General features: G+C 63.9%; 16 protein-coding genes and 1 riboswitch. Of the genes, 8 read left to right on the top strand and 8 right to left on the bottom strand.

What is annotated here, in order from left to right; translation table 11 throughout:
• Positions 1 to 58: 58 nt before the first annotated feature.
• Positions 59 to 6,115: an autotransporter domain-containing protein gene (locus M2343_RS02340; RefSeq protein WP_264575448.1), complete on the bottom strand. Its 6,057-nt coding sequence runs from the start codon at positions 6,113 to 6,115 to the stop codon at positions 59 to 61.
• A gap of 191 nt (positions 6,116 to 6,306) precedes the next feature.
• Positions 6,307 to 6,381: riboswitch (cyclic di-GMP riboswitch) on the bottom strand.
• A 279-nt stretch (positions 6,382 to 6,660) separates the two neighbouring features.
• Positions 6,661 to 7,803, bottom strand: a complete 1,143-nt coding sequence (locus M2343_RS02335; protein WP_264575447.1) for a pyridoxal phosphate-dependent aminotransferase — start codon at positions 7,801 to 7,803, stop codon at positions 6,661 to 6,663.
• A 425-nt stretch (positions 7,804 to 8,228) separates the two neighbouring features.
• Between M2343_RS02335 and M2343_RS02330 the strand changes: the two genes are divergently transcribed.
• Genes M2343_RS02330 through M2343_RS02320 form a run of 3 tightly spaced genes read left to right on the top strand, consistent with a single transcriptional unit; the run spans position 8,229 to position 10,840 of the window.
• A complete protein-coding gene (locus M2343_RS02330) occupies positions 8,229 to 9,605 on the top strand; it encodes an aminotransferase class III-fold pyridoxal phosphate-dependent enzyme (protein WP_264575446.1) in 1,377 nt (458 codons plus the stop codon).
• Entirely contained in the window at positions 9,592 to 10,317 is a 726-nt protein-coding gene (locus M2343_RS02325; RefSeq protein WP_264575445.1) for a haloacid dehalogenase type II, read from the top strand. Before M2343_RS02330 ends, M2343_RS02325 begins: the two co-directional genes overlap by 14 nt.
• 28 nt (positions 10,318 to 10,345) lie before the next feature.
• A complete protein-coding gene (locus M2343_RS02320; RefSeq protein ID WP_264570976.1) occupies positions 10,346 to 10,840 on the top strand; it encodes an Lrp/AsnC family transcriptional regulator in 495 nt (164 codons plus the stop codon).
• Positions 10,841 to 10,886: 46 nt separating this feature from the next.
• Here M2343_RS02320 and M2343_RS02315 read toward each other — a convergent pair whose 3' ends face one another.
• Positions 10,887 to 11,957 carry a tartrate dehydrogenase gene (locus tag M2343_RS02315; protein ID WP_264575444.1) on the bottom strand — a complete coding sequence of 357 codons (1,071 nt, stop codon included), beginning with the start codon at positions 11,955 to 11,957 and terminating at the stop codon, positions 10,887 to 10,889.
• 29 nt (positions 11,958 to 11,986) lie between these two features.
• On the bottom strand, positions 11,987 to 13,471 hold the full coding sequence (locus tag M2343_RS02310) for an NAD-dependent succinate-semialdehyde dehydrogenase (RefSeq protein ID WP_264575443.1): 1,485 nt from the start codon (positions 13,469 to 13,471) through the stop codon (positions 11,987 to 11,989).
• A gap of 175 nt (positions 13,472 to 13,646) precedes the next feature.
• On the opposite strand from M2343_RS02310, the gene M2343_RS02305 reads away from it, so the two are divergent.
• Positions 13,647 to 13,991 (top strand): tRNA-binding protein, encoded by a 345-nt coding sequence (locus M2343_RS02305; RefSeq protein WP_264570979.1) that lies wholly within the window; start codon positions 13,647 to 13,649, stop codon positions 13,989 to 13,991.
• Between the two features lie 156 nt (positions 13,992 to 14,147).
• Here the strand turns inward: M2343_RS02305 and M2343_RS02300 are convergent, their stop codons facing one another.
• Positions 14,148 to 16,751 (bottom strand): TonB-dependent receptor plug domain-containing protein, encoded by a 2,604-nt coding sequence (locus M2343_RS02300; RefSeq protein WP_264575442.1) that lies wholly within the window; start codon positions 16,749 to 16,751, stop codon positions 14,148 to 14,150.
• 655 nt (positions 16,752 to 17,406) lie between these two features.
• Here M2343_RS02300 and M2343_RS02295 point away from each other — a divergent pair.
• Positions 17,407 to 19,404, top strand: a complete 1,998-nt coding sequence (locus tag M2343_RS02295) for an NAD(P)/FAD-dependent oxidoreductase (RefSeq protein ID WP_264575441.1) — start codon at positions 17,407 to 17,409, stop codon at positions 19,402 to 19,404.
• 47 nt (positions 19,405 to 19,451) lie between these two features.
• Complete coding sequence (locus tag M2343_RS02290) at positions 19,452 to 20,858, top strand: amino acid permease (protein WP_264575440.1); 1,407 nt, start codon at positions 19,452 to 19,454, stop codon at positions 20,856 to 20,858.
• A gap of 80 nt (positions 20,859 to 20,938) precedes the next feature.
• Here M2343_RS02290 and M2343_RS02285 read toward each other — a convergent pair whose 3' ends face one another.
• The 3 genes from M2343_RS02285 to M2343_RS02275 all read right to left on the bottom strand — a co-directional run bounded on the left by M2343_RS02285 (position 20,939) and on the right by M2343_RS02275 (position 22,422).
• Positions 20,939 to 21,304, bottom strand: coding sequence for a c-type cytochrome (locus M2343_RS02285; RefSeq protein ID WP_264570983.1), 366 nt, complete (start codon positions 21,302 to 21,304; stop codon positions 20,939 to 20,941).
• Positions 21,305 to 21,315: 11 nt separating this feature from the next.
• Positions 21,316 to 21,831 carry a hypothetical protein gene (locus M2343_RS02280; protein ID WP_264570984.1) on the bottom strand — a complete coding sequence of 172 codons (516 nt, stop codon included), beginning with the start codon at positions 21,829 to 21,831 and terminating at the stop codon, positions 21,316 to 21,318.
• A gap of 123 nt (positions 21,832 to 21,954) precedes the next feature.
• On the bottom strand, positions 21,955 to 22,422 hold the full coding sequence (locus tag M2343_RS02275; RefSeq protein WP_264570985.1) for an Lrp/AsnC family transcriptional regulator: 468 nt from the start codon (positions 22,420 to 22,422) through the stop codon (positions 21,955 to 21,957).
• A 137-nt stretch (positions 22,423 to 22,559) separates the two neighbouring features.
• Between M2343_RS02275 and alr the strand changes: the two genes are divergently transcribed.
• Positions 22,560 to 23,699, top strand: coding sequence for an alanine racemase (alr, locus tag M2343_RS02270; protein ID WP_264575439.1), 1,140 nt, complete (start codon positions 22,560 to 22,562; stop codon positions 23,697 to 23,699).
• Positions 23,696 to 24,952 carry a D-amino acid dehydrogenase gene (locus tag M2343_RS02265; protein WP_264575438.1) on the top strand — a complete coding sequence of 419 codons (1,257 nt, stop codon included), beginning with the start codon at positions 23,696 to 23,698 and terminating at the stop codon, positions 24,950 to 24,952. Before alr ends, M2343_RS02265 begins: the two co-directional genes overlap by 4 nt.
• The last annotated feature ends 33 nt before the right edge of the window (positions 24,953 to 24,985 follow it).

Below are 24,985 nucleotides of genomic sequence, written 5' to 3'. Positions count from 1 at the left end.
CATCTCGATTCAAAGGACGCAACTGCTCGCGCCCTTCGTTTTAACGGTCGGAATGGCCTCAGAAGCTGTAGCTAAAGCCGATCTTGACGCCGTGGTCCTTCCACTGGTCGCCGATGTTGCCCACGTAGGTGGCGCCGATGGAGCCGCCGGGCATGATGTTGGCCTGCACGCCGCCCTCAAGGCGCAGGGTATCGCGCGTCGTGGGCAGGCCCGCGACCGAGAAGGCCTCACCGGTCGAGAGGATGTTGCGGCTGGTCGCATCGACATCGCCAAAGCTGCGCAGCCACGCCGCCGAGACGCGCGGGCTGAGCACCGTGGTGGCGCTGACCGGTACCGCCCCGCCCAGACGCAGACCCAGGGTGGTGTAGGTCACATCGCGGGTGCTGTCCGTGACGCCCAGCGCGGTCAGGGCGCTGCCCGTCTCGGTGAAGGCATCGCTCTTGAGATGGACATGGGTCACGCCGGCAAAGGGCTCGGCGGTTACCGCGCCCAGCGGGAGAGCATAGCTCACCTCACCGAAGGCAGAGGCGCTCCTGGCATCATAATCGCCCGCCAGCGCATCATTGACGCCCAGGAACGCCACCTTGCGCGTCCCGTTCACGTCGAGCCAGCTATAGGAAGCGCCGATCCGGGCGCGCAGGGCGCCCCAGCCCCCGCCGGCATAGACCAGCGCGCTGTTGCCGTTGACGGTCGCCTCGCTGCTGCGCCCATCGATGCGCACCTTGTTCTGCTCATGCGCGAAGGCCACGCCCAGACGCCAGCCACCAAGGCCCGTATCGACACCGGTGATGAAGCCGAAGGTGCTCTGCGTCGCCTTGATCGCATTGCCATTGCTCTTGAGCGTGCTCCACGCACCGATGCCCTGGCCCCAGACCGCCGTGCTGCCATCGCGCAGCGTGCGGGCCGAGGAGCCGGCACCGGCCAGCGTGCGGCTGACGACATCGGCCTGCTCCATGCGACCGATCACCATGTCGCCAAGCCGGCGGGTGCCGTCCACCATCAGCGTGCCCGTGGTCGCCCACAGCTCGCCCGAGAGCGCATCGAACGCCCGGACGGCGCCGGCTTCCTCAAGCTGCCCGGCCACCGCACGGGACAGGCTGGCATTGTCGTCACTCGCATCCAGCGCGAGGGCCACGGCCAACTGGTTGGGCGTCACCGCCACGCTCTCGAAGCTGCGATTGTTGCGCGTCAGCACCAGCCTGACATTATTGGCGTCATAGCTCAGCTCCGGCGTCAGGAACGGCAGGTCGACATCGGTGGCCGCAAACTGCCCGCTCACCCCGCCCGCGGCCGTGATGATCGTGTACTCATTGCTGAAGCGATAGTTGCCCGCAGCCGCCAGCACCGAGACCGTGCCGCCCTGGATGGTCGCCGTCCCGCCGACGATCAGCTTGTCGCTCTCGCCCTCGGCATTGACCTCCACCTCATAGGTCGAGCCTGCCTGGAACACGACATTGCCCGCTGCGGTGAGCGTGCCGATCGAGTTGCCCGGCAGGAGCGTGCCGCCATTGCCGACCACGATATTGTTCACCTGCCCGCGACCGCCCAGGGCCGCATCGCTGCCGACCGTGATCGTGCCGCCCATCGAGCCGTTCACCCGCGTCACGATGCCCTCAAGGTTGAGCGCACCGGTGAACGAGCCAAAGCTCTCCCCGGTCAGGTTGATGCTGACGGGCGCGCTGGACGGACCATTGAGAGCAATCGTTCCGCTGCCGCTGAAGCTGCCGCCGAACAGCGTGTTGCTGCTCTGGTTGACGGTCAGCGTGCTCGTGCCCAGGCTCACCGTCCCGCCCGCGCCACTCAGGCCCGCAACGGTCTGGTCGGTGCCGCTCAGGTCAAACTCGCCATCGTCCACGACCAGATCGGTCGCGCTGTCGAGCTGCGCCAACAGCCGCACCCGGCCCGCCTGCACCACGGTCGACCCGGTATAGCCATAGTCGCCCGAGAGCAGCAGCGTGCCCTCACCCTGCTTGATCAGGCTGCCGTTGCCCGAAAGAGCGCCCGTGTAATCATAGTCTGCGACCTGATTGAAGATCAGCGTGCCGTCGTTGGTCGTGCTGGCGGTCAGCTCGCCATTGTGAATGCCATCACCAACCTGCAACGTGCCATTGGCGTTGACGGTCACGGCACCATTCAGCTTGCCCGTGAGCAGCAGCGTCCCGGCATCAACCTTCGTCTGACCTGCGAACGTGCTGCTATCGCCGGCCAGTACCAGCCGGCCCGACCCGGCGTTCACGATCGTGCCGTGCCCAGTGATGCTGCCGCCATAGCTGGAAACATCGCTGCGGTTGAACACCAGCGTGCCGTTGGCGTGGACGTCGCCAGTCAGCGTGCCGGCCGTTCCGCCATTACCGATCTGCAGGGTGCCATCCGCCGCGATCGCGGTCGAGCTGGCATTCATCGCGTTGGCCAGCACCAGCTTGCCGCTGTTCACATTCAACGCGCCGGTATAGGCGCTGCCATCGCCGGTCAGCACCGTCGTGCCCGCAAGAACATCGACCACGCCATTACCCGACAGACTGGCGGCAAGTGCATAATCGGTCCCGCTGTGGTTCAGGACCAGCTTGCCAGCCCCGGCACCGAACTGAATGCCGTTGACGGCATCGATCACACCAGCTGCCTGGGCCGCACTGCCTGCCGCCGCGCCGATGTTCAGCGTGCCGGTGGAGCCGGCGCGATTGCCGATCTTGATCACCTCGGCGCTGAGTTCTGCGCCATCGGCCAGCGTCAGGACGCCGGCCCCCTCGGCACCGATGTAGAGGCCTTCCTCCGTCCGGATCGCCGAAGATGCGCCGCTCACCGTCACGCTGCCGCTCGAGGCGACATCATTGCCGATGTAGACGCGCACCGCCTCTACCTTGCCGCCGTCCGAAACCTCCAGCGTGCCGCTGCCGAACAGGCCGACATTAATGTAACCCGCCCAGTTCGTCAGGCCGTCGTTATAGGCACTCCAAGTCGAGCCGGCGCCGGTCACGATCATGCTGGCCTGCGATCCCGTGAGATTGCCGAGCGTGCCCTGCACCGCGCGCAATGTGCCGCCATTGGAGATCGAAATCGTCGACTGTGCCCCCGCCTCGTTGCCGGCAATGAACAGCCCGCTCATGTCCCAGACCGAGTTGGCACCGCTGATGTTCGCCGCGCCTGTAGAGCCGCTGACGGTGCCCACATAGCCATCCGTGCTGGTGACCCGACCGCCCTGCGCGATGTTGAGCGTTCCTTCGCCGACGTTGCCGACGTAGAGAATGCCGTCATTGGTCCACGTGCTGCCCGCGCCGCTCACGGTAGCCGTGCCCTGACCGGTCGACTCCCAGCCAATGATCGCACCTTGCGAACTCGCCGAGGCGCCATTGCTGACCATGAGCGTGCCCTCGCCAGAGATGCCGATACCGATGCGACCGCTGCCGATCTCAAGCGTGGAGCCTGCTCCATCGACGCTGACGCTACCGACAGCGGACTGAGCCCCACCGATTCGCAGGGATTCGCCGGTGACCCGGCCGCCCGCCTCGATGGTCAGCGTACCGCTGCTGCCCTCCTGGCTCGCCACATCGATCAGGGCGGCTGCCGACAGCAGGGCGCCGTTGGAAACCGTGGCGGTGCCCGTGCCGCTGTAGCCGACCCGCATGTTGCCGGCGTAACCGTTACGGGCGAGAACACTGTAGGTCGTGCCTTCGCCGGTGAGGGTCAGCGTTCCGCTCGAGCCGGTGTCGACGCCAAGCGCGCTGGTGTAGGACGTGACTTCTGCGCCGCCGGACACCGTCACATTGCCCTGGCCAACGGTGTCGTTGCCGGTGCCGCCGATGTACAGGCTGAGGCCGTTGCGCCACACCGTGTCGGCACCGTCGACGATCATCGTCGCCGTGCCGGACCCGTTTCCGCCGATATAGCTGCCGTCAGCCTCCAGCAAACCACCGTCGGTCACCGAGATGCTGCCCTCATCCGCACTGAACCAGCCATCGGCCGAAACCCAGTCGGCCGGCAGTTCGGAATGCAGCGTACCGACACGGAGCGCCGAACCCTGACCACTGATGCTGACCGAGCCGCCCGCGCCCATGTAAATGCTGCCATTCACAGTTTCGACCGAGCCGCCATTTGTGATGGTCAGCGACCCGGAGGAATTGGGATTGCGACTGATCTCGATGAGGCTTGAGTTGATCCAACTCGCGCCGCCGTCAACGGTAACGCTCCCCGCGGTGCCATTCATGCCAATGGCCGCCGAGACAGAGTTGAGCTGCCCCGCCGCCTTGATATTGAGCGAAGCCAGCTCCGCGCCGCCCACGGTCACCGTGCTGGCGCTGAAGTCGCCCGTGAGGTCAAAGGCACCGCCGGTGACATCCAGCGCACCGTTGAAGAGAGCGCCATTGCCGGTGAAGGCAAGCGCACCTTCGCCCGCCTTGACGAACCTGCCCTGGCCGACCAACGTGCCGGCGAAGACGGTGTCGCCGCTCTGGTCGAGCACGAGCACGCCGCCATCGGTGGAGACAAGGCCAGCTTCTCCGACAGTGAGCGAGCCCAGGGTCGCCTGATAGGTGGAGCCACCCACGCCCAGCACGCCCCCTTCGACGACATAGGCCTGACCCACACCGAATGCGTCGCTGCTGGCAGCGTTCAGCGTCCCTTCGCGGACCGTCCAGCCGGTCGTCCCTGTCCCCGTGAGCGTCCAGGTGCCGGTCCCTACCTTCACGAACTCATCGAAATCATAATATTGCGTGCCGACCAATCCGGCATCGAACGATGCGTCGATCACGCCGCCCAGCGCCAGGGTATTGGTACCGCTCGCGATATCCGCATCCGCGACGAGGCCGATGATGTTGGAGCCGGCATGCAACTCCAGCGTCACGTCGCCGGCGCCCATCAGAATGGCGTGGCCGAAGGAAGGCGAGGCCTCGATGGTGCCCGAGTTGGTGATCATGGTCGCCGGGCTGTTGGTGACGATACCGGTTTCACCCAGGATCGACCCGGAATTGGTGATCTGGACCATGCCGCTGAGCGTGTCTGCATCGACAGCCGCGATCCCGCTCAGCGATTGCAGCGTGCCGGTGTTGCTGATAACCACATCGCCAAGCGGCGTGCGCGCCTGAACTGCGCTTCCGGTTCTGCCGGTGACAATGCCGCTGTTGGTGATGGTGATTTTACCAGAGCCGGGCGCATCCTCGTCGAAGCCGGCGACGGCGAGAATGCCGGTGGTGCCCTCCGCAATGCCTGCGTTGGTGATGGTGATATTGCCGATCTGCGAGGCGCCCTGAATCGCCGGGCCGTTGGCCGAGATAGCCTCACCCTGCTCCTGATTGTCGATCACCACTTCGCCGTTCGGCGTCCAGCCGACCAGCGCCTGATTGTTCACCGAAGACACGTAGGCGTTGTTCGTGATTTTCGCCAAACCGTTGTAATTGACGACGCGGATACCCGCCGCCTGAGCCTCCACCTGGCCAGTGTTCGTCACGGTCACCTCGACCGGCTCGGCGTCGTTGAAACCGCCGTCGGCGTAAATTCCCCGCTGGGTGAAGTCTGCGGCCCCGTTGGTTTGCTGGACCGTGATGGCCCCGCTATTGGTGATGTTCACCGATCCTGCGTTGGTGGTGGCAGAGATGCCATTGGTTTCCACGCCTGAGACCGTCAGCGCGGCGCCATTCTCGATCGCGATGTCGCCCGCGATCTGGTTGCGAACCCAAATGCCACCGTTGCCACCCACGCTGTTGACCGTGACGTCCGGGCCCAAGGTGACCGAGATGTCGTTCCGACCCTGGATATTGGAACTGACGTTTACGCCGCCATTATCAGTGGTGCTGATCGTGGAATTGGTGATGAGCAGCGTCGACGTAATGTCGCCAGAGGCTGTATTGCCCCACGTATAATAGCTGACGCCATCGCCCGTGATACTCCATTCGTCCTGTGCGCCGTTCACAATGAGGCTGGTATCGCCTCCTTCAATACGAGCCTTAACCGACGAGGGTTCGCAGAAAAACAGGGTCAGATTACCCTCAGTCTGGCAAATGCCAGGCTCGGCGTGGGCGGCCGATGCGCCTGCCAACATCCCCGCAATGCCGACGCTGCTGAACAGACCTGCCTTGAGAGCCTGCCGAACGGCGCTGCGCGTTTTGATTGCCTTACCCTGCATTACGAAATCCCCTCGTGTGGGCCCACCGCCCAGATGATGTGAAGGGCAAACCGCCATGCAGGTGCGGTTCAACGGGAATTGAGACAGGGATCGAAGCGCGACGACAGGGAGCGCAGCCTGAGGTTCAAACGAACCCCATGACCTTCTCACAGCAGGCTACACACGATATCCGAAAATGCTCTGTTTCATCCCCCGGTAGCCCCGCTACCCCATTGGGGCCGGAGGCTTTGCGTCCCGCCGTTACCGACAGTTTGCCCTTGTCGAAGGCAACGAACGCCCGTGAGGCGGAGCCGTCATCTTCAGGAGGAATATTAACGTTAGCTGAGCGGCAGCGCAACAAAAAAGCCCGGCCTTGTCGAGATGGCGCGCATGCAGATCGGAGCCATGCAGCTGATTTGTCGTGTGAAAATTATCGCCCTCGGTCTGGAGCGGGGTCATAACCGGCCGTGTTAAGCCGATAACTATAGTTAACTTCAACGCAAGCACGACGTCGATTGCGCTGCATCCGTCGCTCTAAAATATGGTTGCCCCCCGCGACGAGATCGTTACAGCCGTCGCTGGTCGGGCAACCACGCCGAAAGGCGCCGCACTGCCTCCCGCACTTCGGCTTCCGTGATCGCAAAGCTCAGCCGGATGAACCGATGGCCATTGACCGGATCATGGTCGACACCCGGCCCCGTGGCGAGCCCAGTCTCAACGAGCAGCTTCTTGCAGAACGCCGGGCTATCATCGGTAAAGTCGCTAACATCCGCATAGATGTAGAAGGCGCCATCCGGCGGCGCGATGCGTCGCAGGCCAAGGGCTGGCAAGGCTTCCATGAAAATGTCCCGGTTGCGGGCATAAGTGGCGCGATGCGCTTCCAGTTCCGACGTGCAGTCCAGCGCCGCCAAAGCGGCATGCTGACTGATCGACGGCGCGGTCAGGAACAGGCTGCCCATATAGGCGCGGGCACGCTCGACCATGGCGCGCGGCACATAGAGCCAGCCGAGCCGCCAGCCGGGCATACAGTAATATTTGGAGAAGCTGCTGACGATCATCGCATCGGCTGCGAATTCTCCCATCGAGCGGCAAGGCGCGCCGTAGCTGAGGCCATGGTAGATTTCGTCCGAGATGATTGCGATGCTGCGCTCTGCGCAGAGTCGGGCAATCGCCTCCAGTTCGGCAGGCGCGATGATCGTTCCGGTGGGGTTGGCCGGGCTGGCGACGATCACGCCCTGCGGCGCTGGATCGAGCGCTGCCAACGCGTATGCGGTCAACTGGAAGCGATCCTGCTCGCCGCATTCGATCTCGACCGGCGTCATGTTGAGCGCGCGCACGGTGTTGCGGTAGGCCACATAGCCCGGTCGCGCCATGACAATACGGTCGCCCGCCTTAAACCGGGCGCTCAGCGCAAGGACCAATGCCGGCGAGGCCCCGCAGGTAAGCAGGAATTGATCAGGCTCGGCTGCCATGCGGTACCGCTCCCGATACAGCTGGACGAGCCGCGCCTGCAGCGCAGGACTCTCCCAATAGCCCATCGGATCGATGCCAAGCGCGTCGCGCGCAGCGTCCAGCGCAGCCTGCGGCGCCCCCGTGGAGGGCTGGCCAAACTCCATATGGAGAACGGAGCGCCCCTCCGCGCCAAGGCGATAGGCCAACTTGCTCAATTCTATGGCCTGAAACGGCTCGACTTCCATTAGATCTTCCATCGCTCGGTACAGCGCCGATAGCCGGCGGGCGCGCAGATGCCAACGGTGCGACCCCACTCGGACCGGAGACAGATGCCTGGGAAGGCCGGCTGTGGTCCGGCGTTGCCACCTGCGATCGCCCGATAAGCTGGAGCACGCACCACTGCGCTATCGCGTCGAACCTCATGCCCACCTTACAAATGATCCGATTGCAAGCGATCTCCGCCTCGCTCCAGTTACAAGCAACCATCCCGTGGGTCCCCCTGCGGCCACTGACGGCATGGTCTGCTGCACACAACTCACGCAATTGGCGGCTTCTCATGAGTACGAAGCAGATTCCACTCCGCCGAACCGCAAAAACGGAAGATTAGGCGGCACGGCACGACGCAATCAGGATATGGCCGGGCGTCGTTAGATTAGGTTGGTGACATTCAAAGGAGATGTGAATGTCCCTCAATTCGCTCATCGAGTTAGATCGGGCGCACTGGATACACCCTGTCGCTCCATGGCGTGACCATGAGGAGCGCGGCGTAACGGTCCTGCGCTCTGGCAAAGGCGCCTATCTGACCGATATCGAAGGCCATGAGCTGCTCGACGGGTTCGCCGGGCTCTGGTGCGTCAATGTCGGCTATGGTCAGGAGAGCATCGTTGCCGCCGCGACCGAGCAGATGAGGCGCCTGCCCTACGCGACGGGCTATTTCCACTTTGGCAGCGAGCCTGCCATCCTGCTTGCCCAGAAGCTCGCCGAACGGGCGCCGGGCGATCTCGATCACGTCTATTTCACGCTGGGCGGTTCGGACGCGGTGGACGGGGTCATTCGCTTCATCCGCTATTATTACAATGCGACCGGCCGGCCGTCGAAGAAGCACATGATCGCGCTGGACCGCGGCTATCATGGCTCCTCAACCACCGGCTCAGGCCTGACCGGCCTGCCCTCCTTCCATCTCAACTTCGACGTGCCGGGGCCGACCCAGCATCATATCGCGCCACCCTATGCGTATCGGTCGGATGCGGCGAACGATGCCGAGTTGATCGCGCTGTGCGTGGCGGAGCTGCGGGCGAAGGTCGAGGCCCTGGGCGCGGAGAATGTCGCTGCCTTCTTTGCCGAACCGGTGATCGGTTCGGGCGGTGTCATCGTACCTCCGCGGGGCTGGCTCGCCGCCATGCAGGCGACCTGCCGCGATCTCGACATCCTGTTCATTGTCGACGAAGTGATCACCGGATTCGGCCGCACCGGCCCTCTGTTCGCCTGCGAGCATGAGGGGGTTGAGCCGGACTTCATGACAGTCGCCAAGGGCCTGACGGCCGGCTACGTGCCCATGGGGGCGCTGTTCATGTCCGATCGCATCTATCGAGCCATCGCCGACAACACGCCCTCGGACGTCCCAATCGGCCATGGCCAGACCTATTCCGGCCACCCGGTCAGCGCTGCGGTCGGCCTTGAAGTTCTGCGGCTGTACGAGGAAGGCGGCTTGCTCGCCAATGGCCAGAAGGCCGGCGCTCATTTCGGCACACGGCTTCAGGAACTGCGCGATCATCCGCTGGTGGGCGACGTGCGTTCGCTCGGCCTGCTGGCCGGCGTCGAGCTCGTCACCAACAAGGTGACAAAGGCGCGCCCCGCCAAGGAACTCGCCCTGCCCGATCGCATGGCGCGGATCGGCTATAAGAACGGGCTGATTTTCCGGGCGTTTGGCGATGGCATCATCGGGTTCGCGCCGCCAATCTGCATCACGGTTGACGAGGTCGACCTGCTGGTTGACCGCTTCCGCCAGACCCTGGACGAACTGCTTACCATCAAGGAGATCCGCGATGCGGTTGACTGATTTCAAGGCCCTTTCTTTCGATTGCTACGGGACCTTGATCGATTGGGAATCGGGCATGGTCGAGGCGCTGAGCGGCCTCGTCGCGCGCGCCGGCGTGCAGCTCTCGCGCAACGAGATCCTACAGGCCCACGCGCGCCACGAGTCCGAGCAGCAGGCCCAGACGCCGGGCAAGCTCTACCGCGATCTTCTGCCGATCGTGTACAAGCGCCTCGCCGAGCAGTGGGGCGTGCCGGTGACGGTCGAGGAGTGCGAGGAATATGGTCGGTCGGTGCGCGATTGGCCCGCTTTCGTGGATTCCCCTGGCGCGCTTCAATATCTCAAGAAATATTACAAGCTGATCATCCTCTCGAACGTGGACAATCGCACCTTCAGCTACAGCAATGCCCGGCTCGAAGTCGATTTCGACGCCATTTATACGGCCGAGGATGTCGGTGCTTACAAGCCGTCGGACGCAAACTTCGACTATATGAAGGCGCATCTGGCCGATCTGGGGCTGGAGGCCGGCGATGTGCTCCACACCGCGGAAAGCCTGTTCCACGATCACCTCCCCGCCAATCGGCATGGCCTGGCGAGCTGCTGGATCTTCCGCCGCCACGCGCAGGAAGGTTTCGGGGCGACCATGACCCCGGAAAAGGCCCCCGACATCGATTTCCGCTTCAATTCGATGGCCGACTTGGTGAAAGCTCACCAGGAAGAAATCCGCAACGGATAAAACCGCCCGAGGGAGGTCGCTCACGCCGATGATCAACGCGCCGAAGTTGGATCGTATCGACATCAACATCCTGGCCGAGCTGCAACGCAGCGGCCGGATCACGAACGCCCAGCTCGCCGACAAGGTGGGCCTGTCACCAAGCCCTTGCCTCTCGCGGGTCAAGCGGCTGGAAACGGCGGGCTACATCTCCGGCTACAGCGCGATCATCAACCTCTCGAAGGTCGGCGGCAGCCAGATCGTTTTTACCTCCGTCACGCTGGGCGATCATCGGCGCGCGGACTTCGCCAAGTTCGAGCAGAAGATCGCCCAGTTCGAGGAACTGGTCGAGTGCCACCTCGTGAGCGGTGGCTTCGACTATATGCTGAAATTCGTCGTGCGTGGCATCGCGGAATATCAGGAGATGATGGAGGAGATATTGGAGAGCAATATCGGCGTCTCCAAATATTTCTCCTACATCGTGATCAAGTCCGCTGTCGTGCGCGGCCAGCCGCCGGTCAAGCTGCACGTTCCTTCAATGCGCTGACAGAGATAGCAAAGCTTGATCGCCTCTCTTCCGAAGAGAGGGGTTTTCACGCCAATCGCTCTGCCACGGCCTTGCCGCATGTGGCGGTGTCCGCCTTCCCGCCCAGGTCGCGGGTTCGCAATTCATCCTGTGCCAGCACATCCTCGATGGCACGCAGGACTGCGTCAGCAGCCGTCTGCTCGCCAAAATGCTCCAGCATCAGCGCGCCGCACCAAATTTGGCCAATGGGATTGGCGACCCCCTGCCCTGCAATGTCCGGCGCGGAGCCATGGACTGGCTCGAACAGCGAGGGCACCGAGCGGTCGGGATTGATGTTGCCGCATGGCGCAATGCCGATCGTGCCCGTGCAGGCCGGGCCGAGGTCCGAGAGGATATCGCCGAACAGGTTGGAGGCGACCACCACGTCGAACCGATCCGGATTCATCACGAACTGCGCGGCCAGGATGTCGATGTGATATTTGTCCGTTCGCACCTCGGGATAGGCCTGCGCCATCTCCTCGACGCGACCGTCCCACCATGGCATGGTGATGGCGATGCCATTGGATTTAGTGGCCGAGGTCAGATGCCGCTTAGGCCGCTTGCGCGCCAGGTCGAAGGCATAGCGCAGGATGCGGTCGGTGCCGAAGCGGGTCATCACCGTCTCCTGCATCACGACTTCACGGTCCGTGCCGGGGAAGGAGATGCCGCCGATCGCGCTATATTCGCCTTCGGTATTCTCGCGCACGATCATCATATCGATGTCGCCAGGCGCGCGGCCCGCCAGTGGGCAAGGCACACCGGGCATCAGCCGCACTGGGCGCAGATTGACATATTGGTCATATTCCCTGCGGAACTGGATGAGCGAGCCCCAGAGCGAGACATGGTCGGGCACCGTGTCCGGCCAACCGACCGCACCGAAGAAAATCGCGTCGACATCGCCGATCTGCGCCTTCCAGTCCTCCGGCATCATCACGCCGTGCTGGGCATAATAATCGCAACAGGCGAAATCATGCCATTGCTGCTCGATGGTGAAGCCATGGGCTTTGGCGGCGGCTTCCAGCACCCGGATGCCCTCGGGCACGACTTCCTTGCCGATTCCGTCCCCGGGAATCACCGCGATCTTGTAATGGCGCGTCATATGCGTGCGCTGCTCCTGTCGGTCTGGTTTCAAGCCGCCGGTTTCAAGCCGGCCCAATGGAACGTCTTGATCTCGAGATATTCCTCAATGCCTTCCGCGCCGCCCTCGCGCCCGAGGCCGGATTGCTTGGTCCCGCCAAAGGGCGCCATCTCCATCGCCAGCGTGCCGGTGTTAAGGCCCACCATACCGAAATCGAGCGCCTCGCCCACGCGCCAGGCGCGGTGGAGATCATTGGTGTAGAAATAGGCCGCAAGACCATAAGGCGTGGCATTGGCCAAGGCGATCGCTTCCTTCTCATCCTCGAAGCGGAAGATGGGCGCGATGGGCCCAAACGTTTCCTCGCTTGCGAGCAACATCGTCTCGGTTGCACCGGTGAGGACCACCGGTTGCGTATAGCCTTCGGGAGCTTCGGCCGACGCCGCAATGCTGGCGCCATTGGAAAGCGCGTCCGCCACGTGCGCGGCGACCTTCGCCTTGGCTGCCGCGTTGATGAGGGGGCCAATGGTAGTGCCTTCTGCCGTGCCGGAGCCGACCCGCAACGTCGCCACGGCCTGCCCGAGCCGCGCGACGAAGGCATCGTGAATGCCCGATTGCACGAGCAGGCGATTGGCGCAGACGCAGGTCTGGCCGGCATTGCGAAACTTGCTCGCCATCGCACCTTCGACGGCCAGATCGAGATCGGCATCGTCAAAAACGATGAACGGCGCATTGCCGCCCAGCTCGAGGCTCAGCTTCTTCACTGTGTCGGCGCATTGCCGCATCAGCAGCGATCCCACCCGGGTCGAACCGGTAAACGACAGTTTGCGCACGACCGGGCTACCGGTCAGTGCCGCGCCAATGCTCTCGGGCAGGCCAGTCACGACGTTGAGCACCCCGGCCGGCAGCCCCGCCTCCTGCGCGAGCGCCGCGATTGCCAGGGCCGTGAACGGCGTCAACTCGGAGGGCTTCACGATCATCGTGCAGCCGGCGGCCAGCGCCGGGGCGACCTTGCGGGTAATCATCGCGGCTGGGAAGTTCCAGGGCGTGATCGCGGCGCAGACGCCGATCGGCTCCTTGCGCACCAGGATGCGGCGGTCGCGCGTAGGCGCTGGCACATCATGGCCCGAAACGCGGCGGCCTTCCTCCGCGAACCATTTGATGAAGGTGGCGGCGTAGCGGATTTCTCCCGCCGCCTCGGGCAGTGGCTTGCCTTGCTCGGCGGTCATGATGCGCGCCAGATCGTCGACATTCTCCATCACCAGCGCGTGCCAGCGCTCCAGGATCGCGCATCGCTCGCCGGCCGTGCGCGCGCGCCAGTCCGGCAGCGCCGCGTCCGCCGCCTCGATGGCGCGATGCGTATCAATGTCGTCGCAAGCCGGCACCGTGCCAATGGCCACATCGTCCACAGGATCGGTCACCGTCAGCCGGCCACCGGACACCCCCTCGACCCACGCCCCGCCGATCAACGCGCGCTCGATCAACAAGTCGGTCCTGACCAGTCCCGCAATGCCCCTTCTGGCCACAACTGCATTCATCGGCACACAACTCCTGTCTGTCGGCCAATTTTAGGGAGGCAGCGCACGGTCCGGCTGTTCGATTCTCGCAGGACGCGGCAGATCGGCCCGAAAATCCTGTCTGCTTCGGAACAAGATTGCGCGGCGGATGTGACACAGGCCACAGACCGAACGAACGACACAGGAAAGGAAGATCATGTCCGAAGCGAAGGATGAAGCGACTTATGACGACTGGCAGCGGCTCGACATCCGCGTCGGGACGATCCTCGACGTGCAGCCCTTTCCTCGGGCGCGCAATCCTTCCTACAAGGTCCAGGTGGACTTCGGCGCATTCGGTACGCGCTGGTCGAGCGCGCAGATCACCAGCTATGCACCCGAAGCGCTGATCGGCACGCAGGTCTGCTGCGTGGTCAACTTCGCCCCGCGCAACATCGCCGGCTTCCAGTCCGAGATCCTGATCCTCGGCGCGCGCGACACCGATGGCAACGTTATCTTGCTGACGCCTCGCAGCGCCGTGCCGATCGGGGAAACGGTGTTTTAAACGGGCCTTGGCGCCCCTTTTCGGTCGAGCGAAGTCGACACACGAACGGATGTTGTAAAGAGCTAAATGCACGATGATCAATTGTGCGGGGCCCCTCCTCAAACGCAAAGGGCCCAGGAGTTGTCTCCCGGGCCCCGCATCGCTCGGGGGGCGAACTCAGAATTTGAAGTTGAGGCGAGCGTAGTAGAAGCCACCCTGCCAATCGACGACCGAGTCCGTCCGGTAGATCCGGCCAGCCGTAGGCTGGAGCAGATCCGGCGCGGGATAGTGATCGAGGATGTTGCGCGCGCCGACGGAGATGGTGAAGCTCTCGTCGAACGTGTAGCTCGCCTCCAGATCGATCTGGGCCTGTGTCTTGAACGACTGGGTGGGATTGGCGACCGTCTCCGACGGCGCCGTGGCCATGGCCGTATAGGGACCGAACAGGTTGGCCCGCGCCATGAGCGAGACCGCGCCCATGCTGTGGACCGCCGACAGCGTCCCGCGCCAGCGTGGCGCCGCGTTGCGGAAGTTGTAGTCCTGATAGACGGTAAACAGCGACGGGATCTTGAGGCTCTCGATCTTGTACCAGTTGGCGTTGAAGCTGGCGGCGAAGTTGGTCTTTATGCCCCCGCCCCAACGATGGTCGTAGGTCAGGATCGCGTCGAAACCGCGCGTGTCGGAATCGAAGGCGTTCTGGAAGAAGTTGACGCTGGCGATGCTGTCCGCGCCAACCACGCCCGCCGCGATCATCTGCGCCTTGAGCGCGTCCGTCACCGCGACATTGCGCGTGGAGTAGAAGGCGTCACGGATCTTGATGATATAGCCGTCGAGCGAGAGGCTGAGGCCGGGCATCGGTGCCAGGGTCAGGCCCAGCGTGTAGTTGGTGGACTTCTCAGGCTCCAGTTCCTTCGCGCCCAGGAACTGGGACACGGGATTGGTGGCAGGGAAGAGGCCGGCCTGCGTAAACACGCCATTGACCGTTCGGATCGAAACCGACGTGGTATTGATGAGGCCCGGGGACGGCGCGTGGAAGCCCGTGCCGATCGAGCCGCGCATCGCGATGCCCGGCGTGAACTCGTAGCGGAAGGCCGCCTTGCCGTTCACCGTGTTGCCGAAGTTCGAGAAATGCTCGAAGCGGCCGGCAAGGTCGACGAACAACCCCTTGATGGGATCAGTCGACAATTCGAGATAGGCCGAGACGCTTTTGACACCCCAAGTACCGGCGGCCGAGGGCGGCACGCCGTTCACGCCGTTCGAACCGACCGGCAACACATTATAGGCGGGGTCAATGCCGGCAAAGCCATCGGCTGTGCCGGCCTGGTAATTGGCGCAGTTGATGCCCTTGTTGGTTGGCGCGCCGGGGTTCAATGTCCGTGTCGCCTCGTTGCAGAAATCGAACGGATCGGTCGCCGCGAACGGTCCCCCGCGATAGGAATCGAGCTCGCCCGGCCGGATCGTATATTCCTCGTTGCGATACTCGCCGCCGAAGCTGACGACGAGCGGCGTCTCGAACGCAGCGACCGGGATCGAATAAGAAAGGTCGGCGTTCAGCGCGAGCTCGCTGTCGATGTAGGTCGAGGGCTTGAAGGAGCGCGGCGAGTTCGGGCCCAGTGAGGCATTGACCGTGTCAACGATCTCATAGGCCAGCTTGTCCCAACCGTAGCGCGCGCTGATGTCATAGCTGAGCGCATCGGAGGCGGTGGTGCCCTTGATGCCGGCGACCGCGCTCCAGTCCGTTACAACCCCGGAGAAGACAGGGCTAAAGCCGGCGGGGAAGATGTCTGTGAAGGAGAAGACGCTGCCGTCCTGCAGGCGGACAGGCACGCCGTTCACTGGCTGATTATTCGCCGGGTAGCGATAATTGGCATAGGCCGAGCCCTTGGAGCGCGAGAAGTTGCCGAAGGCATAGACTTGCGCAGTGTCACTGATGTCGATGCCCGAGTTGACGACGGCGCGAAACGCCTCGGTCTTGGGCTGGCCCCATTTCTGCAGCGGGGTGTCCAGATCGACCAGCGCGGCATAGGCCGGGTTCGCTGCCGCATAAGCGCGGGCGTCGAAGGTGGTGCTGGTATATTGGTTGGCCCGGGTGGTGTAATCGTCTCGGCTATATTGGGCCGTGACGTTGACGAAGCCGTTTTCCGTGAGCTTCATGCCGACATTGCCCGCGACCATCAGGCTGTCGCCGTCGCCCTCATAATATTGGCCGGCCTGGGCGGTCAGCGAACCGCCATGATCGTCGTCCTTCAGCATTAAGTTGATCACCCCGGCAATCGCATCCGACCCATATTGGGCGGCCGCGCCGTCGCGGAGCACCTCGACCGATTTGAGTGCGAGCGACGGGATGACAGCAGAATCGGCTCCTTGCGCGCCGGTGCCGGAAATGGCCACGCTGGCCGACTTATGGCGGCGCTTGGAGTTCATCAGCAGCAGGGTCTTGTCTTCCGGCAGGCCGCGCAGCGTGATCGGGCGGACGAAGGTGCCGGTGCTGGAGTTGGGCTGGCGCGTAACGTTGAGGGAGGGAACCAGCGTCTGCATCACCGCGACGGTGTCGGTGCTGGAGATCTTCTCGATATCCTCCTGGTTGAAGTGATCGATGGGAACAGGCGAGTCCTGAACGGTGCGCGGGGTGCCGCGCACGCCGGTCACGACGATGTCCACGTCCGCCTCTCCCGAATTGTCTGCGGGAGCCGTCTCGGTCTGCGCGATCGCTGGCATTGCGAGCGTGAGCGCTAGAAGAGACGGGGAAGCGAGACCCAAGCGTTTCGCGAAATGCTTCATGAGAACCCCTTTTTGACCGTTGCTTATCTTTGCCCCGGATCGTCTGTTGTCCGGTGGAGGATGAGGCCCCGAAAGGCCGGCCGCCATGAGGGGAATAGTAAGGTCGGGCCCATGAGCGAGTGTTGCCGTTTTTTGACGGATCGCTGGAAGAATATGCCATCGCAGCGAGCGGCAGCAGGGCGATCAATCTGAAATACGTCTTTCGTCGTATATGACCGCATGGTCGGACGATGCAGCACCACCCCGCTTCTGGAACATCCGCATGAACCGATATTTTCTGCGGGTTTCGGTATATTGCATCCAGTCAAAAGAATCCCGCGCGCGAGGGAAGCGGGGTGACGGTGGCCCGGCTGCGAGCAGGATTGCGCGCCTGTCCCGCAGGCGGGCGGTGACCTTCGGGCCAAAGGTCCCGCCACGAGCGATTCTGCGTGAAACGGCGAACGGAGACGTCCCTTTTCGGCATAAAATGCTTCGCCATGGCCCGCTTTCGGCAACATCGCGAAGATCGCGCTGATAGCGTTTGCTTTCCAGGCCCGGGGGAGGATCGGGCGCTCCGCACAGGATCCAGCAAGGACCAGCGGTCAGCCTGGCGATCCCTGAACAAGGGTTCGTCATGAAGGCGATGCTATCTTCCCGCTGCACGAAGGAATCATCTATGAGCGTTGGAGACAAGAACCTTGGAATGGATCGCCCGATCCAGCGGCGCGACTTCATTCAAGGCGTGGCGGTCACGGCGGGGGGCGCCATGGCGGCCGCCAGCGCCGGCCCGGCCATCGCCGCGAAAGCCCGCGCAGCCGCGTTCGCCAATGCTGACGGCTCCGCCACACCGGAGACCTACCCGCCACTGCGAACCGGCATGCGCGGCCAGCATCCCGGCGCATTCGAGGGCGCGCATGCGCTGCGCGACGGCGAGAGCTTTCCGGGCGCTGAGGATACCAAGGAAAGCTACGATCTGGTGGTGGTCGGCGGCGGCCTGAGCGGCCTTGCAGCCGCCTATTTCTTCCGCAAGCGCGCCGGCCCCAATGCGCGCATCCTGATCCTCGACAATCATGACGATTTCGGCGGCCACGCCAAGCGCAACGAGTTCCTGTACAACGGCAAGCAGCTCATCGCGAACGGCGGCTCGTCCTACATGGTGGCGCCATCCAAATGGACCTATGAATCCATCTCGCTGATCCGTGAGCTGGGCATCGAGAAGGGCACCCCCACCGACCGGGTGGACGGCCAGCTCTACCGCTCGCTCGGCATGCAGCCCGCCACCTTCTTCCGCAAGCAGGTCTATGGCGCGGACAAGCTGGTGCCCGGCGGCACACCCACCAGTCCGACCGCGCAGTGGCTGGCACAGACGCCCTTTCCCAAGCAGGTGAAGGACGATCTGCTGCGGATCACCACTGCCAGCATCGACTATATGAGTGGGCTTACCCCAGCGGAGAAGACCGCCCGGCTGCAGGCTATGAGCTATCGCGACTATCTGCTGAACGTGGCGAAGGTGCATCCCGACGTCGTGCCTCTGATGCAGGGCATGTGGTGCCTGGGTGCCGATATGGGCACGGCCTGGTTCGCCTTCTTCCGCATGCGGCCCGGCTTTCAGGGCCTCGGGCTTGAGCGGCCGGCGCTGTCGCCCGAAAGCGAGGAGCATCGGCTGGACGATTTTTCGCTGCCGGCCGGCAACAGCGACATTGCCCGCCTCATCGTGCGCGCGCTCATTCCGGACGCCCTCGCGCCGGGCCATTTCGCGGCGGTCGAAACCAAGCGAGTCAATTATGCGGCACTGGACCGCGCACAGCAACCGACGCGGATCCGCCTGTCCAGCGTGGTCATCCGGGTGAAGCATGCCGCCACTGCCGGGCGCCTGTTCGATCCGGACAACAGCGAATGCGAAATCACCTATATGTCCGGCGGTAAGGCGAAGCTGGTTCGCGGCGCGAATGTGGTGCTGGCCTGCATGAACAATATCGTGCCCTATCTGGTGCCGGAGCTGCCGGAGGATCAGAAGACGGCGCTCCATGCAGCAGTCCGCGCCGTCAACCAGGAAACGAACGTGCTGTTCCGCAATTGGGAGCCCTTCGCCAAGCTCAAGACCAACGCCGTCACCTTCCCGAACAGCTTCTATGGGCGCATGAGCCTGGCCGCCCAGCGCTATTTGGGCGAGCTAGTGCCCTCGCGCACGCCGTCTGAGCCCATTGTCGTGAGCTTCGGCACCGGTGCCAATTCGGGCATTTGCTCCAACACCACCATGCTTGGCGAGCTCATGGGCGGATCGCCGCCCGAACCCGGCACACCGGCCGACGACCAGTTCCGCATGGCGCGGATGGGCCTGCTCCAGACGCCGTTCGAGCATTTCGAGCGCGCGATCCGGAGCCAGGCAGCTGCCGCGCTGAGCGGGACCGGCTTCGATCCCGCGCGGGACATCCTCGCTATCACGGTCAATCGCTGGGCGCATGGCTTCACAACCGGCCGCAATTCGCTCTTCGAGCCGGATAAGCTGGGCCAGACCTCTCCTGTCGTGACGGCGCGTGCGCCGTTCGGGCGGATCACCATCGCCAATTCGGATGCGGGTGGCGTCTCCACCGCCGGCACCGCCATTGACGAGGCGTTCCGGGCCGTGCGCGAACTCGAGCAGAACCAGATTGGCTTCTACGAACAGATTTGACGCGACGCCGGGCGATCACACATCGCCCGGCAGATAAAGGGGCAGACATGCGTAACTGGAATCGCCGCAAGCCGATGGCGCTCGACACGCTTTCATCGGCGCATCGCCTGCGCCCGACGCTGAGTTGGTGGCACCTCATCGCCTTGGGCGTTGGTGCCATCGTCGGTACAGGCATCTATACGCTGGTCGGCATCGGTGCCGGCCTCGCCGGTCCGGCAGTCATCCTGTCCTTCGCGATCGCGGGCGCGGTCTGTGCCTGCGCGGCGCTCTGCTATGCGGAAGTGGCGGCGATGATCCCTGCATCGGGGTCAGCGTATACGTACAGCTATACGGTGATCGGCGAGCTTGTCGCCTGGATCGTAGGCTGGAGCCTCATCCTTGAATATTCGCTGGTTGTCAGCGCGGTCGCGGTCGGCTGGTCGGGTTATACCGCCGGCTTCCTCACCTCGCTCGGCATCCCCTTGCCCGCGGCGATCAGCGCCGGCCCTCATGCGGGCGGCCTGCTGAATGTGCCGGCGGTGCTGATCGTCTTCGCGGTGGCCGGGCTGCTCGCGCTCGGTACGCGGGAGAGCGCGGTCGTCAACGCCATCCTGGTGGTCATGAAGATCGTGGCGCTGGTCCTGTTCATCGCCGTGGCCCTCCCCCATTATGACGCCGGCCAGTTCCATCCCTTCATGCCTTATGGCTTCGCCGCGCATGACGTGAACGGCGTGCAGCATGGCGTGATGGCGGCAGCGGCGATCATCTTCTTCGCCTTCTACGGGTTTGATGCCATCTCGACGGCCGCGGAGGAAACCAAGAACCCCGGTCGCGACCTACCGATCGGCATCGTCGGCTCCATGCTCATATGCACAGCGCTTTATGTGGGCGTCGCGGCGGTCGCGGTCGGCTCCATGCCCTACACCAACTATGCCAACAGCGCCGAGCCGCTGGCGCTTATCCTGCGTTCGCTGGGTCAGGGCAAAGTCGCGGCGATCATCGGCGCGGCCGCGATCATCGCACTGCCGACCGTGATCCTGGCATTCCTCTTCGGGCAGAGCCGCATCTTCTTCGTCATGGCGCGTGACGGGCTGCTCCCAGCGAAACTGGCCCGGGTCAATGCCCGGACCGGCACGCCGATCCGCATGACCATGGTCACCGCCCTGGTGGTGTCGGTGCTGGCCGGCCTCGTTCCGCTCGATGCGATCGCCGCGCTGGCCAATGCCGGCACGCTGGCGGCTTTCATCGCGGTGGCCGCCTGCATGCTGATCATGCGTCGCCGCGAACCCGATCGTGCGCGCATCTTCGCCACGCCGCTGCCCTGGGTGGTCGGCCCGCTCGCGATCATTGGCTGCCTCTATCTGTTCTGGAGCCTCCCCGGCACGACGAAACTCTTCTTCCTCATCTGGAACGTCGTCGGGCTGGTGATCTATCAGTGGATCGGCCGCCGCACCGACGAGGCGCCAGCCGCCTGACGGCAACGACCAAAAACCCGTGCTCCTGCCTTCGCGGGAGCACGGGTTTTTGCATTTCGCCGCCGCTCAGGCGGACCGGCCTATTTCAGCGTTTTCAGATAGGCGATGATGTCCGCACGTTTGCCATCGTCCGGCACGCTGATGGCCATCCGCGTGCCGGGCACGAGCTTGGCCGGCGCGGTCAGGAATGTATCGAGTTCCTTGGTCGACCATGTCCTGCCCCACTTCGCGAGCGCCGGCGAGGGTGCGGTCATGCCAGGCACGACGCCGGCCTTGCGTCCGACCACGCCCGCAAGGCTCGGCGCCAGCTTCTTCTCGCCGGGCTTCGTGCCGTGGCAGACGGCGCATTGAGCAAAGGCCGCCCGGCCCTTGTCCGCCGACTGGGCGAGCAAGGGCGCGGATGACAAGGTGAGAACTGCACTCAGAACAAAGGTCGCGATACGCATCTGGTCTCCACTCAGCTCAACAGGTTCCAGGGACGATAGATCAGGATATTGCCATCGTAGCTATAGGTCAGCGTCTTGCCGTCCGGCGAAATCTTGTAGGTCGCCTGCAGGTCGACCTTTCCGTGACGAGTCACGGTCAGGCTCAGCGTCGCGTCGTCGACTTTCCTCAGCGAGACGACATTATAGGCCAGGCCCCCGGCGGTACTGTGATATTCGATGCCGGGCGTGCCATCGACCTGCGCCGCCCAATGGCCGGAGGTAAGCGCGCCAGACGCTGTAAGCGTCGTGAATGATACGAGGATCTTGCCATCCTCCGTATAAGCGAAACTGCGGATTGCGGCCTGCGGCTTGGCGCCCTTGTAGGTGGAGGCTGCAAGATCGACCTTCCACAGGCCAATGATGCCCGCGGGGGCCTGCTCCCGCGCATCGCGGAGCGACTGCGCCGGTTCGGCGGCCGAAACGGGCGATACGGAGAGGCTGGTTGCCATCATGGCTCCGGCGAGCAGGGTTCTGATCCAGGAATTCATACCGATCCTCCAGCAAAGGCCGCGCAGTGGCGGCAGAATATCGGAAGGAATATTCGCAGGGGTCCGCGACATTTTCTGCCGATTGCGCAGTGATGCGCGCGCGTCTCTGCGGGGAGGAGCCCGTCAGGGAGTGGAATTGCGGGATGTTACCGCTCCGCCAGGCAGCACCTTGCGCATGGCAATGCTCGAATGAATGCGGGCGACGCCGGGCAGGCGCGAGAGGACGTTGGTATGCAAGTCCTCGTAGGCCGCAGCGCTGCCCGTCGCGACGCGAATGCTATAGTCCGCATCGCCCGTCATGAGGTAGCATTCCCGTATCTCCGGATGCCGCCGCACCGCGCTCTCGAACCGGCGGAGATATTCCTCGGTCTGTTTCTCCAGCGTGATGCGCACGATCGCCACCGTCGCCTCATCTTCTTCCGGCAGCCCCACCACGGCCACATAGCCACGGATCACACCTGATTTCTCGAGAATCCTGACCCTGCGCAGGCAGGCGGAAGGAGACAGGCCGACCGCTTCCGCCAGGCTCTGGTTGGAGATACGGCCATCGGTACGCAGCAGCCGGATGATATGTCTGTCGATCTTGTCCATGATCGTCGAAGCATATTGCGCACCTGCGCCTCTTTTCTACTGAATTCCGGCTTGAAACGGCAACTTCTGCATCTGTTGGGCAGAACATTCGAAGCGCCTGCTGATATCCCTTGCCCCCATCAGACGCGGGGTGACCAATGGACAATTCCGACAGTATCGAAGGCGCGATTCTGACGATCGATCTGTCCGCGCTGGTCGCCAATTATGCCCGGCTGCGCAACCGGGTCGCACCCGCCGAACTGGCGGCCGTGGTGAAGGCGGACGCCTATGGCTTGGGCGCGAGCATCGTGGTGCCCGCCCTCGTCTCGGCCGGGTGCAGCCATTTCTTCGTCGCGCATCTGGCCGAGGCGCTCGCCATTCGCCCACTCGTGTCGGCAAACAGCACCATCTATGTGCTGAACGGGCTGACACCCGGCGCCGAGGCGATATGCGCCGACCATGCTATCGTGCCGGTGCTTAACAGCCTGGGCCAGGCGTGGCGCTGGCGCGATCTGGCGATCCAGCGCAAATGCCCACTATCCGCCATTCTGCAAGTCGACAGCGGCATGTCGCGCCTGGGCCTCTCCCCGGAGGAGGCCCGGCAACTCGCCGGCGACGAGCAGTTCCGCCTCTCTGTGCCGCTCCGCGCGATCATGAGCCATCTCGCCTGTGCAGACGAACCGCAAAATGCTGCGAACGATCGCCAGCGCACGCAGTTCGAGAAACTGGCCGAGCTGTTCCCCGCTGCCGCCCGATCACTCGCCAATTCCGGCGGCTGCCTGCTCGACAGCGTGTTTCATGGCGACATCGCCCGCGCCGGCATCGCGCTTTACGGGGCCGACCCTACCGATAGCGCGGAGGCGCCCTTCGCCCCCGTGGTGCGGCTCGATGCGAGAGTGATCCAGCTCCGCACTGTGCCGGACGGCGCTGGGGTCGGCTATGGGCTCGACTGGCAAGCGCGCGGGGAACGGCGCCTTGCGACGTTATCGGTAGGCTATGCCGATGGCTGGCCACGCGCCCTCTCCAATCGCGGAGCGGCATGGTCCGGCGGCGTCCGCCTGCCGATCACGGGTCGCGTGTCGATGGACAGCATGACCGTGGATGTGACGGCACTCGCGCCCGGCGCGCTGACGGAAGGCGATTTCGTCGAGCTGATCGGCCCGCACCAGCGCCTTGAACAGGTCGCGCGCGATGGCGGCACCATCGCTTATGAGATCCTGACGAACCTCGGCGCCCGCTATGCCCGACATGTCCTCCCCCTCGCCTGCCCCACCCCCATATTGGAGACAATGTCATGAAGGTGCTGATCCTCGGCAGCGGCGTGATTGGCGTCACCTCCGCTTATTATCTCGCCAAGGCCGGGCACGAGGTGCATGTCGTCGACCGGCAGCCCGGCCCGGCGCTGGAAACCAGCTTCGCCAATGCCGGTGAAATCTCGCCCGGCTACGCCTCGCCCTGGGCCGCGCCCGGCGTTCCCTTCAAAGCGCTCAAATGGATGGTCTCGAAGCATTCGCCGCTCATCCTGCGGCCCGGTCTCGATCCGGCGCGACTGCTCTGGCTGGCGCAGATGCTTCGCAACTGCACGGGCGCGCGCTATGCGGTGAACAAAGCGCGCATGGTGCGGATCGCGGAATATAGCCGTGACAAGCTGATCGCCCTGCGGGCCGACACCGGCCTTGCCTATGACGAGCGCATGCAGGGCACGCTCCAGCTCTTCCGGACGCAAGCGCAGATGGACGGCATCGCCAAGGATGTCGCTGTGCTGCAGGCCGATGGCGTACCGTTCGAGGTGCTGGATCGGGAGGGCTGCATACGCGCCGAGCCCGGGCTTGCCGATGTTTGCGGAACATTCGTCGGCGGCCTGCGCCTGCCCAATGACGAGACCGGCGATTGCTTCCTGTTCACCAACGCCCTTGCCGAGCTGGCGCAGAGGCTGGGCGTGCACTTCGACTATGGCACGGCAATCGACGGGATCGAGGTTGATGCGGACAGGATGACGGGCGTGCGCACCAGCAAGGGATTCATGCGTGCCGATGCCTATGTCGTAGCCCTCGGCAGCTATTCGCCCGCCCTGCTGCGTCCGCTCGGTATCCGCCTGCCGGTGTATCCGGTGAAAGGCTATTCGATCACGGTGCCCATCGTCGACGAGGCCCGCGCGCCTGTCTCGACGATCCTCGACGAGACCTACAAGATTGCGATCACGCGTCTGGGTTCGCGCATCCGGGTCGGCGGCATGGCGGAGATCGCCGGGTTCGATCGCCGCCTGCGCCCCGCCCAGCGCGAGACGCTCCAACTCTCGCTCGGCACCCTGTTCCCCGGTGTCGCGGACATGGGCGCGGGAACTTACTGGTCGGGCTTCCGGCCGATGACGCCGGATGGCACGCCTGTGATCGGCAAGACGCGCTACGGTAATCTGTTCCTCAATACCGGTCACGGCACGCTGGGCTGGACAATGGCCTGCGGCTCGGCCCAGGTCGTCGCGGACATCATCTCGGCTCGACCCACGGAAATCGAGGCCGTCGACCTGGCCATTTCGCGCTATGCAGCCTGACGCCGCAAGCGATCATTTTTATCGACAAGGAGT

It is taken from the genome of Sphingobium sp. B8D3B, assembly GCF_025961875.1.
GTDB lineage: Bacteria > Pseudomonadota > Alphaproteobacteria > Sphingomonadales > Sphingomonadaceae > Sphingobium.
Note: the sequence above shows the minus strand (reverse complement) of the source record. Positions and strands in the feature narration are given on the sequence as shown.

Bases quoted from the DNA above. Each gene is read 5' to 3' on its own strand.
- M2343_RS02335 (WP_264575447.1), bottom strand. From the start codon at position 7,803: ATGGAAGATCTAATGGAAGTCGAGCCGTTTCAGGCCATAGAATTGAGC.
- M2343_RS02280 (WP_264570984.1), bottom strand. From the start codon at position 21,831: ATGAATTCCTGGATCAGAACCCTGCTCGCCGGAGCCATGATGGCAACC.
- M2343_RS02295 (WP_264575441.1), top strand. From the start codon at position 17,407: ATGAGCGTTGGAGACAAGAACCTTGGAATGGATCGCCCGATCCAGCGG.
- M2343_RS02340 (WP_264575448.1), bottom strand. From the start codon at position 6,115: ATGCAGGGTAAGGCAATCAAAACGCGCAGCGCCGTTCGGCAGGCTCTC.
- M2343_RS02305 (WP_264570979.1), top strand. From the start codon at position 13,647: ATGTCCGAAGCGAAGGATGAAGCGACTTATGACGACTGGCAGCGGCTC.
- M2343_RS02320 (WP_264570976.1), top strand. From the start codon at position 10,346: ATGATCAACGCGCCGAAGTTGGATCGTATCGACATCAACATCCTGGCC.
- M2343_RS02265 (WP_264575438.1), top strand. From the start codon at position 23,696: ATGAAGGTGCTGATCCTCGGCAGCGGCGTGATTGGCGTCACCTCCGCT.
- M2343_RS02290 (WP_264575440.1), top strand. From the start codon at position 19,452: ATGCGTAACTGGAATCGCCGCAAGCCGATGGCGCTCGACACGCTTTCA.
- M2343_RS02330 (WP_264575446.1), top strand. From the start codon at position 8,229: ATGTCCCTCAATTCGCTCATCGAGTTAGATCGGGCGCACTGGATACAC.
- M2343_RS02275 (WP_264570985.1), bottom strand. From the start codon at position 22,422: ATGGACAAGATCGACAGACATATCATCCGGCTGCTGCGTACCGATGGC.
- M2343_RS02300 (WP_264575442.1), bottom strand. From the start codon at position 16,751: ATGAAGCATTTCGCGAAACGCTTGGGTCTCGCTTCCCCGTCTCTTCTA.
- M2343_RS02310 (WP_264575443.1), bottom strand. From the start codon at position 13,471: ATGAATGCAGTTGTGGCCAGAAGGGGCATTGCGGGACTGGTCAGGACC.
- M2343_RS02325 (WP_264575445.1), top strand. From the start codon at position 9,592: ATGCGGTTGACTGATTTCAAGGCCCTTTCTTTCGATTGCTACGGGACC.
- M2343_RS02285 (WP_264570983.1), bottom strand. From the start codon at position 21,304: ATGCGTATCGCGACCTTTGTTCTGAGTGCAGTTCTCACCTTGTCATCC.
- M2343_RS02315 (WP_264575444.1), bottom strand. From the start codon at position 11,957: ATGACGCGCCATTACAAGATCGCGGTGATTCCCGGGGACGGAATCGGC.
- alr (WP_264575439.1), top strand. From the start codon at position 22,560: ATGGACAATTCCGACAGTATCGAAGGCGCGATTCTGACGATCGATCTG.